Source organism: Flavivirga aquatica, assembly GCF_001747085.1.
Classification (GTDB): Bacteria; Bacteroidota; Bacteroidia; order Flavobacteriales; family Flavobacteriaceae; genus Algibacter_C; species Algibacter_C aquatica.
Genome location: NZ_MDJD01000028.1, coordinates 1 through 17,734, shown reverse-complemented (window position 1 = coordinate 17,734; position 17,734 = coordinate 1). Strand labels below are relative to the sequence as shown.

Here is a 17,734-nt window from a genome sequence, read left to right as displayed (position 1 = left end):
CAGCATATTAAATAATACGAATCTTACATATTAAGTAACTAAAAATAACCGATATCAATTTATTTTTTTTATTATGAAATAATGTAAGTAATTTTAGAGTTTAATAGATTACTTATAATAAACTCCTTATATGAAAACGTTTAAAGCCCTAACATTACTATTCATATTATCCATACTTACAACAAGCTGTTTTGAAGATAATGACGATATTCCTATTTCTTCAAAAGAAATAAACGACTTTGTTTGGAAAGGTATGAATTCTTGGTATAATTGGCAATCTGAAGTTTCTGATTTATCCGACACAAAAGATGATAATTCCACTGAATACGACTCCTATTTAAACCAATTTGAAAAGCCAAAAGACCTTTTTAATAGTCTTATATACCAAGTAGATGTTATTGATAGGTTTTCATGGTTTGTAGAGGATTATATCGTTCAAGAGCAACAGTTTCAAGGTATTTCTAAATCTTTAGGTATGAGATTACAGGCTGTAGAAACAAATAATGCCGATGATGTTATTCTATATGTAAGACACGTTGCAAATAATTCACCTGCTAGTAATGCCAATATTAAAAGAGGAGACATTATAAATGCTATTAATGGTGTTATATTAACATCTAGCACCTATAATAATGCAGCAAGTAATTTATCTAATGAATCTGTGACCTTATCTTTTGTTACTGAAAATGGAGGCATATTAACTCCAAAAGAAGATAAAACCATATCTCCAGTTATTTTATCTGAAAATCCTGTTTATTTAACAAAAGTCTTTACTATTGATGGAAAGAAAGTAGGGTATTTAGTCTACAATGGTTTTAGGTCTTCTTATAATGATGAATTAAATGCAGCCTTTTCTTTTTTTAAAAATGAAAACATAAGTGAGTTAATATTAGATTTAAGACTAAACGGAGGAGGATCTGTTGCCACATCTTCTTATTTAGCAAGTATGATTTATGCTGGAGCTTCAGATGGTAGGTTTGCCGATTTAAAATTTAATTCTAAACATACAGAATCTGATGGTTTTTATAACTTCTCTAATAATTTAAATGTTTTTGACTCTAATGGTGATAAAACTGGAGAAGAGCCTATTAATAGATTAAATACAATATCTCGATTATATGTATTAACATCGGGAAGTACGGCATCTGCTAGCGAAATGGTTATAAATGGGCTTAGACCATATATCCCTGTTAAAACAGTAGGAACTACAACATATGGTAAAAATGTTGGTTCAATTACTTTGTACGATTCACCAGATTCAGATTTTCGAGAGAGAGCTTCTGCTAATTCTGGCCACTTAAATGCTATGCAACCTATAGTATTTCAAATATTTAATAGAGATGGAGAGAGTGATTATGCTCAAGGCTTTAATCCTGATATTGAAGTTAGAGAATTCGAATTTTGGAATAACATACGTCCTTTTGGTGATGAAAATGAAGTTGTTCTTAAAGCGGCCTTGAACGATATAAGAGGCATTACTACAAAAATAGCACCTACAAGAAAAGGAAGACAATCTAAAAAATTAAAAATTAAAGCGTTAAAAAACAGATTTGATAAGGAGATGTATATTGATAACGAATACCATTGAATTAATTATAGAAAATTTATTTCTAAACGGATATAAAAAAAAGGAATCATAATCTAATAAAATTTAGATTATGATTCCTTTTTCTCTTTTAAAAAACAAAAAGGCTTATATTTTTAATTAAAATAAATCTTTGAAGCTCCTAAAGCTACAGATGCCATTTTTATTTTCTCTTTAGTCTGTAAATTATAAACATTCAATTCACTTAAATCTGAAAAATTAGCATCTAATAAATAGATTCTATCATTTTTCACTTCCATGCCATATAAAAATCCTTGAGATTCAACAATTGCAGTCGAAGATAATGCAGTCGCATTTTCATTAATTGCATATACTTTTCCATTTAATTCATAATACAAAACATCATTATCTAATACCATTAAAGTTGGATGTTCTCCTGTAGCAAAAGGTAAAGAAACTGTCTCTAAGTTAGTAGATAGATTAATTTTTACAATCGATGCTATCGTTTCGTCCATTGTCCAAGCTTCATTACCTCCGCACAGAACAACTAATTCATTTTGATTATTAACAAATATTTCATCTGGTTTAAATCCTACAGTAATCGTTTCTACTTTATCATCTACTAAATCAACTACAGATATAATATTATTAGTTGAAAAAGCACCTTTATGAGACACATATAATTTCCCGTTATTTTCAACAATTCGTTCTGGCCCATTACCTACAGGTATGGTTCTTTCAACAGCATAAGTCGATAAATCTACGATTGCTATAAAATCGTCTGTTTCATCTGCTGTAGATCCCCAATTTGTAACATACCCCTTGTTTCCAACTATTGTCATATATCTAGGTGTTAACAAACCTGTAGTTATAGTACTTAAATTTTCAAAAGTATATCTATTTACTACCGAAATACTATTAGCATTATCGACTACAATAAATGCTCTAGAACCATCAAATGCCATAGACTGTAAAAAAGTCCCTAATTCTGAATTATTTACCTTTTTGTAAATTAAATTTTCAACTATAGACAAATCTTGAGATACAAAAGATACAGAAGCAGTACTTCCACTACCTTCTCCACTAATTAAAATTCCATTTTCATAATCTCCTCTAGGCGTACTAGCATCATCATCATTACTACATGACATAAAAAAGACACTTATAAGGAATAATACTGTAAGTAATTTATTAATTTTCATTATTTAGAATTTATAGTTTATATTTAAGTTAAAGTTTCTATTAGGCATTGGTCGTCTTGGTATTACAACATAGTTTTCATTAAACACATTGTTAACCTTTAGTCCTATATTAAATTGAGTTTTGGTGTTCTTAAATAATTTATAGTCTACTCCAACATTAGACACAAAAAAACTAGGAACAACAAAATCCTTAGAATTACTTTCTGTAGTATAGACTTTACCATTAAATAGATGTTGATAAAAAAAACTTAGCTGCCTATAATTATAAGTTACATTACCATTCAATAGATGCTCAGGTACAAATATGGCTTGTTTATTTGTAACTTCATTTTCAGCAATAGTGTAGCTATAATTAAGATTAGCACTAAATATGTGTTTATTAACTTTCTCTTTATATGAAAAAGCTAATTCCAAACCTTTATTATTAGCTCTAGATAGGTTTATCGGCACCCAAACTCCAGCTCTAGCAGAATCACCATTAGGGATCCACACAATCTTATCTTTAACTGCAATATAAAAAGCACCTAAATCTATTTTAAATTGATTATTGTTATAGATCACTCCTAATTCTCCCTGCAAAGATGTTTCTGGTATTAAATCAAGGTTTCCTTGTCCTGGCCAATATAAATCATTGTATGTAGGCACTCTATAATTTCTAGATCCATTAGCTCTAATAGATATACAATTAGAAGTTTTTACTTTTATGCCTAAAGCATAAGTAAATGGTACTTTATAATCTGAATTAAAATCTTTTCTAATTTTTGTTTCAAATGAAATAGCATGTCCTATTTTTTGATTATAAATTATAGATTGCGAAAATTGTGTTCTACGTTTCTCTAAAATCTGGTCTGTTTTTCCAAGAATAGACTCATATTCCGTATATGACGCTAATTCACCTTTCTTATCTAAAAAACTATATCCTAAATTATAATTAGCCAAATAACGTTTTGATTTACCAAAATTGAATGTACTTATAGCTTTATCTTCAAAATACTGATACTCTTCTGCTAAATATCCTAATTTTAATTCATGCTGCAATCTTGATTTTTTTAAGTTATAAACTAATAAATTTCTATGGTTAAAATCTTTATATTTATCGTTAGCAGCCAATGGATTTGGTAATTCTCCAGATAAAAATCGTTCGGCAAAATAATTAGCACTATAAAACTTTAACTTTGAATACCTATTAATAAAAAAAGCTAAACTTATATTAACCCCTAAATTCTCATAAGCACCGTTAGTATTTTTAAAATCTGTATCTAAAAATTTATAATCGTTTTCCGATTGGTTATAAGACAGACCAATCTTAACCGTCTTTTTAGAATCTGATAATCTAAATTTATATAATGAATTATAAGTATTAAAACTACCTACCGATACTACTATTAAATTCTCTGTTTGTCTTTTACTAGTAAATTTTAAGTTATCGTTTAAATGAATTGTACCTCCAATAGCTCCAGAACCATATTCTATACTTCCGCCACCACTTCTAACATCAATAGCATCAAACAAACTAACGGTTAACGAATTAAAACCTGTTTGTCCATTATTTATAGAGTTAACATTTACACCATTCCAAATTACAGCTGTATTAGATGCACTTGTTCCTCTAAAACTTGCAGTACTAGTCCCCCCAGCGCCATATTCTTTAAAATAAATGGGAGAATTATAACGCAATAACAATGTAAACGATTCCGTGTTTTTATGCAAAACAGAATCCTTTAAAGTAGATACTTTATACCCTACAGAATGTTGTCTTAACTTTCTATCAGATCGAATTATAACTTTCTCTAAACGATTTATTAAATCATTTTGAGTAAAGCCATTAAAACAACTAACACAAGTTATTGCTATGAATAATGCTTTTTTCATAAGTTCTTAAAGACTTTTTACCCGAAAGTCATTTTTATATGATGAATATTGGCAGGTCTCCTGGCTTGTTTTATGTTATTTCACCTTCCCAGTAATTTACCAGTGGTTTTGAAGTTAATAACACCTCCTCTATAGAGTACTTACATTAAATATTTACAAATAAATATGTTAAGCATAAACTTACAGTTGCGGGAACAGCTCAAGAATTAAAGAGTTACGATTATTTTTAAATGAAATAAATCGTAAGTCAATGCACTTGATTCCCTTTTAATCCGAACAATTAAAATTGAACGAAACCAAAATTCGCTGCAAATGTACTACCTATTTTTAGAATCGAAACCATTTTACTGTGTTATTCTTTAAAAAAGGATAATCTTTGCGATATTAATATACAATTTCATTTATGATTTATTATATAACTGGTGGTGAACGTTCTGGGAAAAGTAGCTATGCGCAAGACCTAGCATTATCATTATCTAATTCACCTAAATATTTAGCAACATCTCGGGTATGGGATAACGACCATAGAAAACGTATTGATAGACATATAGCAGATAGAGATGAACGTTGGACTTCTATAGAAGAAGAAAAAATATTAGCCTCGGTAGTAAAACCTAAAGATGTCGTAATAATAGACTGCGTAACATTATGGCTTACCAATTTTTATGTAGACACTAAAAATGATACCGATAAAAGTTTAGAATTAGCTAAAATTGAATTCAATAAATTGTTAGATATTGATGCTACTATTATTATAATCTCTAACGAAATTGGTATGGGCGTACATGCTCAAACCGAAATTGGTAGAAAATTTACAGAATTGCAAGGTTGGATGAATCAACACATTGCAAAGCACGCAGACAAAGCTACTATGATGGTTTCTGGAATTCCTTTAACTTTAAAATAATTATGATACACCCTATAAAAAATAAAACACTAGAAAAAGCGCTTCAGCAAAAAATCAATTTAAAAACCAAACCTTTAGGAGCTCTAGGTATGTTAGAAGATTTAGCTCTTAAAATAGGTTGTATTCAAAACAGTGAAACTCCCAAAATAGACAATCCCACTATTGTTGTTTTCGCAGGTGATCATGGCATTGCTACAAAAGAGGAAGTAAACCCTTTTCCTCAAGAAGTAACGTCTCAAATGGTATACAATTTTGTAAACGGTGGAGCAGCCATTAATGTTTTTAGTAAAACAAATGATGTAGCATTAAAAATTGTTGATGCTGGTGTAAACCATAAATTTCCTAAAAGCCTTAATATTATAAATAAGAAAGTAGCCTTTGGCACAAAAAATTACCAAGATGAACCAGCCATGACTTTAGAGCAATATAACGATGCTATAAAAAAAGCAGGAGATATTATTTCTAAAATTCATTCTAAAGGCTGTAATACTATAGGTTTTGGAGAAATGGGAATTAGTAATACCTCTTCGGCATCATTACTTATGGGACATTTTATAAAAACCCCAATTATAGATTGTATAGGTTCTGGCACAGGTTTATATGCAGATGGCATCAATAAAAAAGCGCAAATACTTTCTAAAGTTTTTAATAAATATAATCCAAAAACACCTCAAGAAGCTCTAGCGACCTTTGGAGGGTTTGAAATTGTAATGCTTTGCGGCGCTATTTTAAAAGCAGCAGAATTAAAAATGACTGTGGTAATTGATGGTTTTATAGTAACAGCAGCATTATTAGCAGCAGAAGCTATAAATACAAACGTTTTAGACTATTGTGTATTTGCCCATAACTCTAATGAGCAAGGACACATTAAAATGCTTGAATTCCTTAATGTAAAACCATTATTATCCTTAGGTTTACGATTAGGAGAAGGTACAGGAGCTGCGTTAGCAATACCTTTATTGAGAGCTTCTGTTAATTTTTTAAATGATATGGCTAGCTTTGAAAGCGCTGGAGTTAGTGGTGAAAATGATTAAATATGAAAAAAGAAGCTCAAATATTCTTTACGGCAATCATGTTTTTTACAAGGATTCCTTGTCCAAAATGGGTAGACCATAATCCCGAATACCTAAAGAAAAGCACTAAATACTTTTCTTTAGTAGGCATTATTATTGGAGCTACAGCTGCTCTTGTTTATTATGGCACTTCTTTTGTTTTTTCAACAGAAATAAGTATACTCCTTAGTATGGTATCTACAATTTATATTACTGGAGCTTTTCATGAAGATGGTTTTGCAGATGTTTGCGACGGACTAGGTGGCGGATGGACCAAAGAAAAAATTCTCCTTATCATGAAAGATTCTCGTTTAGGTACCTATGGTGCCGTAGGGTTACTTTTAATTCTTGCCTTAAAATTTTCTGCGCTAAGAGAAATTCCTCTACACCTCATCCCATTAACCCTAATTGCAGGGCATAGCCTAAGTCGCTTTATAGCAACCACTTTAATTTACACACATCCTTATGTAAGAGACACCGATGATAGTAAAGCAAAACCAGCAGCAAAAAGTATTACGCTAAGCAATATCAGTTTTAGTGCTATTTTTGGTATAGCCCCCTTATTCTTTTTTAAAACCCCTTTTATCTTTTTAACTTTAATCCCAACCTATTTAGCAAAAATGTACTTAGGTGCAAAGTTTAAAAAATGGTTAGGCGGTCAAACAGGAGACTGTGCAGGTGCCGTTCAACAATTATGCGAGGTTGTCTTTTATTTAAGTGTTATAGCATTATGGAAATTTATTTAATTAGACACACTACACCTCATATAGAAAAAGGTATTTGCTACGGACAGAGCGATTTAGATTTAGCAAACACTTACACCGAAGAGTTCAAAACTATTAAAACAAAAATTCCAGAGAATAAAAATTATAAAGTCTTTTCAAGCCCTTTAAAACGTTGTGCACTACTCGCTAAACAATTTAGTGATACTGTTAATTATGATAATCGATTAAAAGAATTAGATTTTGGAGATTGGGAACTAAAAGCATGGAATGCTATTTCTGAAGAAGACATGAAACCTTGGATGACAGATTTTGTAAATGAACCTGTACCTAACGGTGAATCTTACACACAATTAGCTTCTAGAGTTCATGCTTTTTTTGAAGACATTCTCGCTTCAGAATCAACAAAAGATTTAATTATTGTAACACATGCTGGTCCAATGAGAGCTTATCTTTCTGCACTTTTAGGTATTCCGTTAAAAGTATCGTTCAATATAAAAATAAATTATGGCGATATATTTCAACTAAAAAAAGAAAATAAAGTACTAAAACTTATAACAGAAATAAATATATAAAAAACACCTTTAAGTAAACCTGCGAGTTATTTTGTTTTAAAAAACATTTTAAACCACCTAACATATACAGTATTACAAAAAAAATAAAGACCTTTGAACTTCAATTTTACTACATGCGTTTTATAATTCTATTCTTTATTAGTTTATTCCTTCTTACTTCTTGTAAAGAAGATAAAGGCATTAGCAGAACCTTACCTCCTAGTAATGCTAAAAAAGTAAATATTAAATATGCCAAAGGTTTTAAAATAACTCACTATAAAACATATAAAGAAATTCTAGTAACATCTCCTTGGCCTAAAAGTGAAGAAACTTACCGTTACATTATAGTAGAAAAAGAACAAGACATCCCTAAGCATAATGATAAAGATGTTATTATAAAAACGCCTATAGAAAAAATTGTAGTTATGTCTACTACAAATATTCCTGCTTTAGAATATTTAGGAATAGAAAATAAATTAGTAGGTTTCCCTAATACCAAATTTATTTCCTCTCCAAAAACAAGAACCCGCATTGATAAAGGAGAAATTAAAGACCTTAATAATGATCTTGAACTTAACATAGAGCTTCTCCTTGATTTACAACCTCAATTAGTTATTGGTTTTTCTATTAATGGAAATAATAAAAAATTAGATCAAGTAGAAAAACTTGGTATTCCTGTTGTCCTTAATGGGTCTTGGACAGAAGAGCATCCACTTGGCCGTTCGGAATGGATAAAATTTATTGCTGCCTTTTTCAATAAAGATAAAGAAGCAGATAGTATTTTTAACACTATAGAATCTAATTACTTAAAAGTAAAAGCAACAGCTTTAAAGGCTAAAGAAAAACCTATAGTATTTTCTGGATCTATGTTTAAAGATGTTTGGAATATTCCTGGAGGACATAGTTATTTTGCCAAATATTTAGAAGATGCCAATACCAATTATCTTTGGAAAGATAATAAAGATAATGGAAGCCTTCATTTAAATTTTGAAAATGTACTTAGCAAAGGACAAAAAGCAGAATTATGGATTGGAGCAGGATCATTTAAAAGCAAAGCACACCTTATAGAACAACATAAAGGATACTCTTATTTTGATGCCTTTAAAAATAATAAAATATACACCTATACCAATAAAGTAGGTCCCAAAGGCGGCTTATTATATTACGAATTAGGGCCAGTGCGTCCAGATATTATTTTAAAAGACATTATAAATATTGCGCACCCTGGATTATTGACAGATTATGAAAGCTTCTTTTTTAAACGTTTAGAATAATTGCAAAAAGCCAATAAACATACCATCTCTTTTATAACACTAAGTGTTTTACTAATCTTATGCTTTTTTTTAAACATAAGTCTAGGCTCTATATCCATTCCAAACAAAGAAATTATTAACGTTTTGTTTGGTTCTGCTAAAAATCTATCTTGGCAGTACATTATAATCGATTATAGGTTACCTAAAGCTTTTACAGCAATTATTGTAGGCTCTGGCTTAGGCATTTCTGGACTTATGATGCAAACCTTATTTAGAAACCCACTTGCAGGACCATTTGTACTAGGTATAACTTCTGGTGCTAGTTTAGGCGTTGCAATAGTCACCATGGGAGCATCCCTTTTGGGTGGTGTTATGGTTGGGGTTTTAGCTTCTAAATGGAGCATTGTTATTGCTGCAACATTAGGTAGTTTTTTAGTATTACTTACTGTTTTAATTGTATCTACAAAAGTTAGAGACTCTATGGCCATCCTTATTATAGGTCTTATGTTTGGTAGTATATCTGCCGCTGTAGTGAATGTACTCTCTTATTTTAGTTCTGCCGAAGAATTACAACAATACTTTTTCTGGGGCTTTGGTAGTTTAGGAAATTTATCGTGGAACGAACTACTTATTCTTTTTGCACTCTATTCACTAGGTATTCTATTAAGCTTAGGCACTATAAAAACCTTAAACACATTATTACTTGGAGAAAACTATGCAAAAAGTTTAGGTCTTAATATAAAACATAGTCGATTACTTATAATAACATCTACAAGTTTATTAGCAGGAACTATAACAGCATTTACAGGGCCTATAGCATTTATAGGCTTAGCAATTCCACATATAACACGTCAAGTTTTCAATACTTCAAACCATAAAACATTATTACCAGCAGTGTTTTTATTTGGTGCAATAGTCATGCTTATTTGCGATAGTATTGCTCAATTACCAACAAGCGACTATACGCTACCTATAAATGCAATTACATCATTAATTGGAGCTCCTGTTGTTATTTGGTTATTAATTAGAAAGCGAAAAATGATGTTTTAAAAGTTAGAAAATGGAAACTCGAAAACAGAAAACGTATCACTTAATAAACATTTTTAATTTTGAAGTTTCCTATTGGAGTTTATGAAAACAAATAAATCACATACCATATTAAAAACCAAAAACTTATCAATTGGTTATACTTCAAAAAAAGAAGAAACCATTATTGCTTCTAATATTAATATTGAATTAAAAAAAGGAGAACTTGTTGGATTAATAGGCGCCAATGGTGTTGGAAAATCTACTCTTTTAAAAACACTTACCAAAGTACAAAAGGCTTTGCAGGGACATGTTTTTATTAATGATAAAGACCTTTTAAAATACAACGCTATAGATTTAGCTAAAGTTTTAAGTTTAGTTTTAACCGAACAAATTTCCTCTAAAAATTTATCGGTTTTAGAATTAGTAGCCTTAGGTAGGCAACCTTATACTAATTGGATTGGTAACTTATCTAAAAATGATACAACCATCGTCAATGAAGCTTTAAACTTAACTAATATTAAAGATTTAAAACATAAAAAGTGTTTTGAATTAAGCGATGGACAGTTACAAAAAGTCATGATATCTCGTGCATTAGCTCAAGACACAGATTTAATTATTCTAGATGAACCCACCACCCATCTAGACATGTATCACAAAGCATACATCTTAAAACTGCTGCAAAAACTAGCTAAAGAAACCAATAAAACCATTCTATTTTCTTCTCATGAAATAGATTTAGCAATACAACTTTGTGATAAACTCATTGTTATGAGTAATGGACATGTTGTTTCAGATACCTCAACCAACCTAATTTCGAAAGGTACCTTCGCAACCTTATTCCCTAAAGATTTAATTATTTTTAATGAAAAAACAGCTAGCTTTAAAGTAAAAAAAGAATAAACACCTTTCTTTTCTTTTCAAAATTCACTATATTCACATAGTTATTAATCAACTGGTTAACTTCTTTACCTCTATATCCCAAACCTCATTTCACCATTTAACCCTTATTATACATTGAAACTTCATAATGAAGTTTGAAAATGCAATACATACTGTTTATTAATTTTAAAATAGAACTACTATAGTGAAATTAAAAAAACATAATGAAACATCTGTATTTGAAATAATTTCAAGATGGAATAGATTTCCAATACATAATGCGGGCTTAACGACTAACCAAATTATTAAAGATGAAATCACCAAAAAAAATCAGCATACTAGCCTGTGCTTTACTCTTAATACTTGCACTAGCTTGTATAAAAAAAACTCAAAAACCTAACCCTGAACTAACTACAATTAACCTTTTAAGAGGGGAGCTATTATTATGTGGAGATGGTCAATTTGGGGAATTAAAATTCTCACTCTCGTGCAATTATGAAACCAGAGCTACTTTCGATTTAGCCATAGCATTATTGCACTCCTTTCAATACAACGAAGCCGAAAAAGCATTTGTAAAGGTTATTGATTCCGACCCTAATTGTCCCATGGCATATTGGGGCGTTGCTATGAGCATTTATCATGCCGCTTGGTTTCCGCCTTCTAAAAAAGATTTAATTAAAGGCTCAAAAGTATTAAGTATAGCTAAAAAACTAGCTATGGATGATAAACAAAAGGACTATATAAATGCTATTGATGTTTTTTATACAGATTGGGAAAATATAGATCATAAAACAAGAGCCAAAAGATTTGAAACAAAAATGGAGGCTATGTATTTAAAATATCCAGATGACATAGAGGCTGCCATTTTTTATGCCTTGGCATTATACTCTACAAGAGATAGAGTTGGAAAAGATTATGTAAACGAAAGAAAAGCTGGAGAAATCCTGGAATATCTCTTTGTTTCTAATCCCAATCATCCTGGAATAGCACATTATATTATACATAATTACGACAACCCAGTATTAGCTCATAAAGCTCTAGAGACTGCAAGGCGCTATGCAAGAATAGCCCCTTCTTCTGCCCATGCGCAGCATATGCCTTCTCATATTTTTACAAGGTTAGGAATCTGGGAAGAATCTATAGACGCTAATTTACTATCAACCGAAAGCGCTAGATGTTATGCAGAAGCCGCCGCTTTAACAGGATCTTATTTTGAAGAATTACATGGTATCGATTATTTAGTATATGCCTATCTGCAAAAAGGAGATAATACCAGTGCAGAACAACAATATAACTTCATTAAAAACCGGAAAGAATTTCATCCTATGACGATTTCGGCATCAATTTATCCCATAGTAGCAGTTCCCTCAAGACTTGCTCTCGAAAACAAAAACTGGAAACGAGCAGCTAGCATGAAATTACAAGAAATTAATTTAAAGTGGGAACAATTTCCTTGGCAAGAAGCCATACATCACTTCGCTGTTGCATTGGGATCTGCAAATACAGAGGATTTTAATACCGCAAAACAAAGTATTGAGGTTTTAAAAAAATTACACAAAAAACTAATAGATCAAAACGATCACACAAAATCCATTCAAATAAAACAAGTTGAAATTCAAATTAAAACCTCTCAAGCTTGGTTGGATTTAAGAAAAAACAATGATACTAAAGCTCTTTCGTTAATGAAAGAAGCCGTAGAAATAGAAAAAACAACAAGTAAACATCCTATTACACCAGGAGACGTTCTTCCTGCTATAGAATTATTAGGTGACATGCTCTTAGAATTAAACAAACCCGAAGAAGCATTAGCCGCTTATGAAGAAAACTTAAAAGTACGTCCTAATAGATTTAATGGCATTTATGGAGCTGCATTAGCAGCACAAAAAACTAACAACTTAGAAAAAACCCTTTTATATTTTAATCAACTTATCGAAATCTCTAAAGATTCAAACAGTGATAGACCAGAAATTAAAGAAGCCAAAGCGTTTCTTAATCAAGTAACCTGATTTTATATTAACCCTTAATTGTTTTGTCATGAAATCAAAAAAAACTCTCATTTTAAGCAGTGTCATACTATTTATTACTGCTTATTTCATATTAAGCCCCTCTTTTGAAAAACCAATAAGATCTACAGCTAAATTAGCGATGAATTTCGTTAAATGTACACCTGCAAATTTTTTATTAAAAAATGTAGATACAACCCAACAAATCTCCCCTTTATTCGAAAACCTAGGTAATCATAGCTACACCATTACAACAGATAACGATAAAGCTCAACAGTTTTTCAATCAAGGGTTAAGATTTACTTATGCCTTTAATCATGCCGAAGCACATCGATCTTATATGGAAGCCTCAAGACTTGACCCTAATGCTGCTATGGCTTTTTGGGGGCAAGCTTATGTACTAGGTCCTAATATAAATGACCCTTTACCAGACGAAGAGCGTAAAAACAAATACAACGAAGCTATAGCAAAAGCATCAGCTTTAATAACAAAAGCTTCTCCAAAAGAACAAGCTTTAATTAAAGCTCTAACGCATAGATACTCAAAAGATTTAGAAACAAATGTTGAAGATTTAAATATAGCATATATGAAGGCTATGACAAATGTTGCAACTATGTATCCAAATGATCCCGATATTCAAACCCTTTATGCAGCATCAGTAATGAATACCGTTCCATGGAATTATTGGGATAAAGCAGGTAATCCATCTCCAAATATTATAGAAGCAAAGGTAGCTCTTGAAAAAGCTATAAAAATAAACCCTAACCATCCAGGAGCACATCATTACTATATTCATATGGTAGAATTACCAAAACCAGACTTAGCAGTTCCTAGTGCCGAAAAACTAGGAAGCTTAATGCCTGCTGCTGGACATATTGTACATATGCCTTCCCATATATACATAAGAGTTGGCAGATATAAAGATGCTGTAATTGCTAACCAAAAAGCAATTCTAGCCGATGAAGATTATATTTCGCAATGCTTCTCGCAAGGTATGTACCCTTTAGGATATTACCCTCATAATATTCATTTTCTTTGGTCTGCCTCTAGCCTTCTAGGTACTAGCGAAGTTGCTATTGACGCCGCAAAAAAAACAGCAGAAAAAGTACCAGTTGGAGAAATGAAAACACTTCATTTTTTACAAAACTTTGCTGCAACTCCATTATTAGCATATACACGATTTGGAAAATGGAATGATATTTTAACCATGCCTACTCCAAACAAGGACATAAAACATTTAAAACTCATATGGCATTATGCTAGAGGTATCGCCTTTATTAGAAAAAATAATTTAAAAGAAGCTAAAGAAGAACTTGAAGCCATTGAAGTACTTATTAGCGACCCAGAATTAGAAACATTAATAGCTACTGGTTTTGATACAGAAACAACCATAGCCAAATTAGCATACGAAGTTGTTGCTGGTGAACTAGCTTCCGCTAAAGGAGATCTTGATTCGGCTATAAATCACTTTGAAAAAGCAGTTATTATAGAAGATGGGTTAATTTATACCGAGCCATCTGCTTGGCATATTCCAACGAGACAAAACTTAGGAGCTGTACTGTTAAAAGCAAAAAAACATGAAGCTGCCGAAAAAATATACAAAGAAGATCTAGAAGTTCTCAGACAAAATGGATGGTCCTTAATAGGCTTATATAAAAGCCTTAAAGCACAAGGCAAAGAGCAAGAAGCAAAAGCTATTAAGAACGAATTTGATATGGCTTGGAAAGATGCAGATATTAAAATAGATAGCTCCATTCTCTAGTCTCTTAATGTAAATAAATCTCTCAAACAGTAATAAACATGTCTATAAAAGAATATAAACAAACGGTTACCTTTATAATCTTTGGTGTAATCTTTATTATTTGCCTCTCCTATTTTTTATCCTTTACCAATGATGAAGCATTACCAATATACAACCCTTCTAGTTTTAACCCCGAATTAGTTGATAAAACCCTTCAAAACAAAACTGAAAATCACATTATTTCAGATTTCACATTAATCAATCAGAATGGTAAAACCATTACCCAAAATGATTATAAAAATAAAATTTATGTTGCCGATTTCTTTTTTACACGGTGCCCTAGTATTTGCCCCATAATGACAAGTAATATGGTTAAAATTCAAACGCATTTTTTAAACAATAACGATGTTATGCTACTATCGCTATCTGTAACACCTGGAATTGATAGCGTTTCTGTACTTCGCGATTATGCTACAAAAAAAGGCGTTATTGATTCGAAATGGCATATTACTACTGGAAATAAGCAACATATATATAATCTAGCTAGAAAAAGTTATTTTGCAGTAACAGAAGATGGAGATGGCGGACTTCAAGACTTTATACATACACCCCACTTTATTTTAGTTGATAAAGAAAAACAAATTAGAGGTATCTACGATGGTACAAAAACCCAAGAAATTGATCGTATAATTAGAGATATAACAAAATTAACAAACTAGTTGGTTTCTTCTTATCGGTCTTTATATTCTTCTGTTAAAAAAAATTATCTTTGATTATAATTTCTTTTTCTGCAATGAACGACAACCTCATTCTTATGCTATCTATATTAGTTTCCGCAGTAATTGGAGGCTATTTAGGCATTCTTTTCACTAAACTTAAAAGTAAAAGTGAAAAAAGTACGCTTGAAGAACGTAATACAAACCTTCAACAGCAATTAAATGACCTTAAATCATCTAATGAAATAGAAAAACAACAATTGAATGAAAACTTCAATGCGCAATTAAATAATTTGAATAAAACTATTTCTAAAATAGAAATAGAACGTGAAGAAATTCGTCGTGAAAAAGATTTTTCAAATACAGAATTAGCTAGGAAAAATTCAGAATATGAAAACCTACAACAGCTAAACTTAAAACGTGATGCCGAATTAGAAGAACGCCAAGAGCAATTACGTAAAGATTTTGAACTTTTAGCGACTAAAATTTTAGAAGAAAAGTCTGAAAAATTCACACTTCAGAATAAAGAAAATATCAAAAACATTTTAAACCCTCTGCAAGAAAAAATACAAGGCTTTGAGAAAAAAGTTGAAGACTCTCAAAAAGAAAGTATTAGTATGCATTGTGCTTTAAAAGAGCAACTTTTAGGTTTAAAGGACTTAAACCAGCAAATGACAAAAGAAGCCACCAATCTTACCAGAGCTTTAAAAGGCGATAGTAAAATGCAAGGAAACTGGGGAGAATTGGTACTAGAACGTGTTTTAGAAAAATCTGGATTAGAGAAAGATAGAGAATATTTTGTGCAACAAAATTTTACAAGAGAAGATGGCTCTCGTGTATTACCAGATGTTGTATTAAATCTTCCTGATGGTAAAAAAATGATTATAGATAGTAAAGTATCTTTAACAGATTACGAACGTTTGGTAAATGCTAATGAGGAAGATAGAGTACCCTTTTTAAAAGCACACGTAAACTCTATTAAAAGACACGTAGATCAATTATCTGATAAGAACTACCAAGATTTATATGATATTGAATCTCCTGATTTTGTGTTAATGTTTATCCCAATTGAACCTGCTTTTGCCATAGTTGTTAATGAAGATAATGCTATATACAATAAGGCATTCGAAAAAAACATTGTTATTGTTACACCGTCTACCCTACTGGCTACACTACGTACTATTGACAGTATGTGGAATAACGAGAAACAACAACAAAATGCTATTGAAATTGCAAGACAAGCAGGCGCGCTATATGATAAATTTGAAGGCTTAGTAACCGATTTAACTGGGGTTGGTAAGAAGATTGATGCTGCAAAAAAAGATTATTCTATGGCTATGAATAAGCTTGTTGATGGTAGAGGAAACCTTATTACAAGTGTTGAAAAACTTAAAAAAATGGGTGCCAAAGCAAAAAAAACTCTTCCTGAATCTATAATAAAACGCGCACAAGAAGAAAACGAATAAATAAAAAAACATATGTTTAAACACGCTAAAGAATCACAAATAACTATAACAGAACTTATGCTACCTTCTCACTCTAATTTTAGTGGCAAAATTCATGGGGGTTATATTCTTAATTTAATGGATCAAATTGCTTTTGCTTGCGCTTCCAAACATTCTAGGAATTACTGTGTAACTGCCTCTGTAAATAAAGTAGATTTTTTAAATCCTATAGATGTGGGTGAATTAGTAACTTTAAAAGCGTCTGTAAACTATACTGGAAGAACTTCCATGGTTATTGGAGTTCGTGTGGAATCGGAAAATATTCAAACAGGTAAAATGAAGCATTGTAATTCATCTTATTTTACTATGGTTGCTAAAGACAAAAACGGAAAAAATGTGCCTGTTCCTGGCATTATATTAGACTCCGAACAAAGTGTTAGGCGTTATGCCAGAAGTATTAAAAGACAAGAGCAAGCAAAAAATAGATCTAACAATTTTAAAGCTTCAGAATTTAAAATTGAAGAGCACCTAGAACTTCTTAAAACTCAAAATGCTAAAATTGAGCTTTAGATAATTGTTCGATAAATAGTATTAAAAAAACAGGGTAAAAATAATGTAAATAACGCCTCACCTAGTGAGTCATTTAAACTAAAACATTATTTATTCATCCTGTTTTTTATTGAAAAATAATTTTGAATATCCGTTTTTACTCATAATCCAGTAATTCCAGCTATTACTAGTCTATCGAATAGTTTTTCCTCAAAATATCTTCGATTGAGTTTGTAAACAAATTCGTTTAGGTAGAGTTGTAGG

Annotated in this window: 15 protein-coding genes, 1 pseudogene and 1 riboswitch; of the genes and pseudogenes, 13 read left to right on the top strand and 3 right to left on the bottom strand. The window is 31.0% G+C overall.

All coding sequences use genetic code 11. The features are described 5' to 3' along the window. Positions 1-130: 130 nt before the first annotated feature. Positions 131-1,588 carry a GFO_1087 family putative carboxy terminal peptidase gene (locus A8C32_RS05250; RefSeq protein ID WP_069829397.1) on the top strand — a complete coding sequence of 486 codons (1,458 nt, stop codon included), beginning with the start codon at positions 131-133 and terminating at the stop codon, positions 1,586-1,588. Between the two features lie 113 nt (positions 1,589-1,701). On the opposite strand, the gene A8C32_RS05245 is transcribed toward A8C32_RS05250, so the two are convergent. Both A8C32_RS05245 and A8C32_RS05240 read right to left on the bottom strand, forming a co-directional pair. Beyond that, a complete protein-coding gene (locus A8C32_RS05245; RefSeq protein ID WP_069829396.1) occupies positions 1,702-2,748 on the bottom strand; it encodes a YncE family protein in 1,047 nt (348 codons plus the stop codon). A 3-nt stretch (positions 2,749-2,751) separates the two neighbouring features. Then, positions 2,752-4,620 (bottom strand): TonB-dependent receptor plug domain-containing protein, encoded by a 1,869-nt coding sequence (locus tag A8C32_RS05240; RefSeq protein ID WP_069829395.1) that lies wholly within the window; start codon positions 4,618-4,620, stop codon positions 2,752-2,754. A gap of 33 nt (positions 4,621-4,653) precedes the next feature. Next, a riboswitch (cobalamin riboswitch) is annotated at positions 4,654-4,936 on the bottom strand. 87 nt (positions 4,937-5,023) lie between these two features. Between A8C32_RS05240 and A8C32_RS05235 the strand changes: the two genes are divergently transcribed. The 12 genes from A8C32_RS05235 to A8C32_RS05180 all read left to right on the top strand — a co-directional run bounded on the left by A8C32_RS05235 (position 5,024) and on the right by A8C32_RS05180 (position 17,491). Continuing rightward, positions 5,024-5,527: a bifunctional adenosylcobinamide kinase/adenosylcobinamide-phosphate guanylyltransferase gene (locus tag A8C32_RS05235; RefSeq protein ID WP_069829394.1), complete on the top strand. Its 504-nt coding sequence runs from the start codon at positions 5,024-5,026 to the stop codon at positions 5,525-5,527. A gap of 2 nt (positions 5,528-5,529) precedes the next feature. Next, positions 5,530-6,561, top strand: a complete 1,032-nt coding sequence (gene cobT / locus A8C32_RS05230) for a nicotinate-nucleotide--dimethylbenzimidazole phosphoribosyltransferase (RefSeq protein WP_069829393.1) — start codon at positions 5,530-5,532, stop codon at positions 6,559-6,561. Between the two features lie 2 nt (positions 6,562-6,563). Further along, positions 6,564-7,325 (top strand): adenosylcobinamide-GDP ribazoletransferase, encoded by a 762-nt coding sequence (locus A8C32_RS05225; protein ID WP_069829392.1) that lies wholly within the window; start codon positions 6,564-6,566, stop codon positions 7,323-7,325. Further along, a complete protein-coding gene (gene cobC, locus A8C32_RS05220) occupies positions 7,310-7,876 on the top strand; it encodes an alpha-ribazole phosphatase (protein ID WP_069829391.1) in 567 nt (188 codons plus the stop codon). Before A8C32_RS05225 ends, cobC begins: the two co-directional genes overlap by 16 nt. Before the next feature lie 113 nt (positions 7,877-7,989). Beyond that, positions 7,990-9,129 (top strand): ABC transporter substrate-binding protein, encoded by a 1,140-nt coding sequence (locus A8C32_RS05215; RefSeq protein ID WP_069829390.1) that lies wholly within the window; start codon positions 7,990-7,992, stop codon positions 9,127-9,129. Continuing rightward, complete coding sequence (locus tag A8C32_RS05210; RefSeq protein ID WP_069829389.1) at positions 9,130-10,158, top strand: FecCD family ABC transporter permease; 1,029 nt, start codon at positions 9,130-9,132, stop codon at positions 10,156-10,158. Between the two features lie 81 nt (positions 10,159-10,239). Continuing rightward, entirely contained in the window at positions 10,240-11,037 is a 798-nt protein-coding gene (locus A8C32_RS05205; protein WP_069829388.1) for an ABC transporter ATP-binding protein, read from the top strand. A 290-nt stretch (positions 11,038-11,327) separates the two neighbouring features. Continuing rightward, positions 11,328-13,022, top strand: coding sequence for a tetratricopeptide repeat protein (locus A8C32_RS05200; protein WP_069829387.1), 1,695 nt, complete (start codon positions 11,328-11,330; stop codon positions 13,020-13,022). 28 nt (positions 13,023-13,050) lie between these two features. Next, the gene (locus A8C32_RS05195) at positions 13,051-14,781 is read left to right on the top strand and encodes a tetratricopeptide repeat protein (protein ID WP_069829386.1); all 1,731 of its coding nucleotides are present in this window, start codon (positions 13,051-13,053) and stop codon (positions 14,779-14,781) included. Positions 14,782-14,819: 38 nt separating this feature from the next. After that, positions 14,820-15,479: an SCO family protein gene (locus A8C32_RS05190; RefSeq protein WP_069829385.1), complete on the top strand. Its 660-nt coding sequence runs from the start codon at positions 14,820-14,822 to the stop codon at positions 15,477-15,479. 74 nt (positions 15,480-15,553) lie between these two features. Further along, positions 15,554-16,942 (top strand): DNA recombination protein RmuC, encoded by a 1,389-nt coding sequence (locus A8C32_RS05185; protein ID WP_069829384.1) that lies wholly within the window; start codon positions 15,554-15,556, stop codon positions 16,940-16,942. Positions 16,943-16,954: 12 nt separating this feature from the next. Then, positions 16,955-17,491 (top strand): acyl-CoA thioesterase, encoded by a 537-nt coding sequence (locus A8C32_RS05180; RefSeq protein ID WP_069829383.1) that lies wholly within the window; start codon positions 16,955-16,957, stop codon positions 17,489-17,491. Positions 17,492-17,631: 140 nt separating this feature from the next. Here A8C32_RS05180 and A8C32_RS20260 read toward each other — a convergent pair. Next, a pseudogene (locus tag A8C32_RS20260) lies at positions 17,632-17,734 on the bottom strand (IS1595 family transposase); the annotation flags it as partial.

Coding starts and splice junctions, on each gene's coding strand:
- cobC (WP_069829391.1), top strand. CDS start 7,310: ATGGAAATTTATTTAATTAGACACACTACACCTCATATAGAAAAAGGT.
- A8C32_RS05180 (WP_069829383.1), top strand. CDS start 16,955: ATGTTTAAACACGCTAAAGAATCACAAATAACTATAACAGAACTTATG.
- A8C32_RS05225 (WP_069829392.1), top strand. CDS start 6,564: ATGAAAAAAGAAGCTCAAATATTCTTTACGGCAATCATGTTTTTTACA.
- A8C32_RS05190 (WP_069829385.1), top strand. CDS start 14,820: ATGTCTATAAAAGAATATAAACAAACGGTTACCTTTATAATCTTTGGT.
- cobT (WP_069829393.1), top strand. CDS start 5,530: ATGATACACCCTATAAAAAATAAAACACTAGAAAAAGCGCTTCAGCAA.
- A8C32_RS05235 (WP_069829394.1), top strand. CDS start 5,024: ATGATTTATTATATAACTGGTGGTGAACGTTCTGGGAAAAGTAGCTAT.
- A8C32_RS05205 (WP_069829388.1), top strand. CDS start 10,240: ATGAAAACAAATAAATCACATACCATATTAAAAACCAAAAACTTATCA.
- A8C32_RS05185 (WP_069829384.1), top strand. CDS start 15,554: ATGAACGACAACCTCATTCTTATGCTATCTATATTAGTTTCCGCAGTA.
- A8C32_RS05195 (WP_069829386.1), top strand. CDS start 13,051: ATGAAATCAAAAAAAACTCTCATTTTAAGCAGTGTCATACTATTTATT.
- A8C32_RS05200 (WP_069829387.1), top strand. CDS start 11,328: ATGAAATCACCAAAAAAAATCAGCATACTAGCCTGTGCTTTACTCTTA.
- A8C32_RS05240 (WP_069829395.1), bottom strand. CDS start 4,620: ATGAAAAAAGCATTATTCATAGCAATAACTTGTGTTAGTTGTTTTAAT.
- A8C32_RS05245 (WP_069829396.1), bottom strand. CDS start 2,748: ATGAAAATTAATAAATTACTTACAGTATTATTCCTTATAAGTGTCTTT.
- A8C32_RS05215 (WP_069829390.1), top strand. CDS start 7,990: ATGCGTTTTATAATTCTATTCTTTATTAGTTTATTCCTTCTTACTTCT.
- A8C32_RS05250 (WP_069829397.1), top strand. CDS start 131: ATGAAAACGTTTAAAGCCCTAACATTACTATTCATATTATCCATACTT.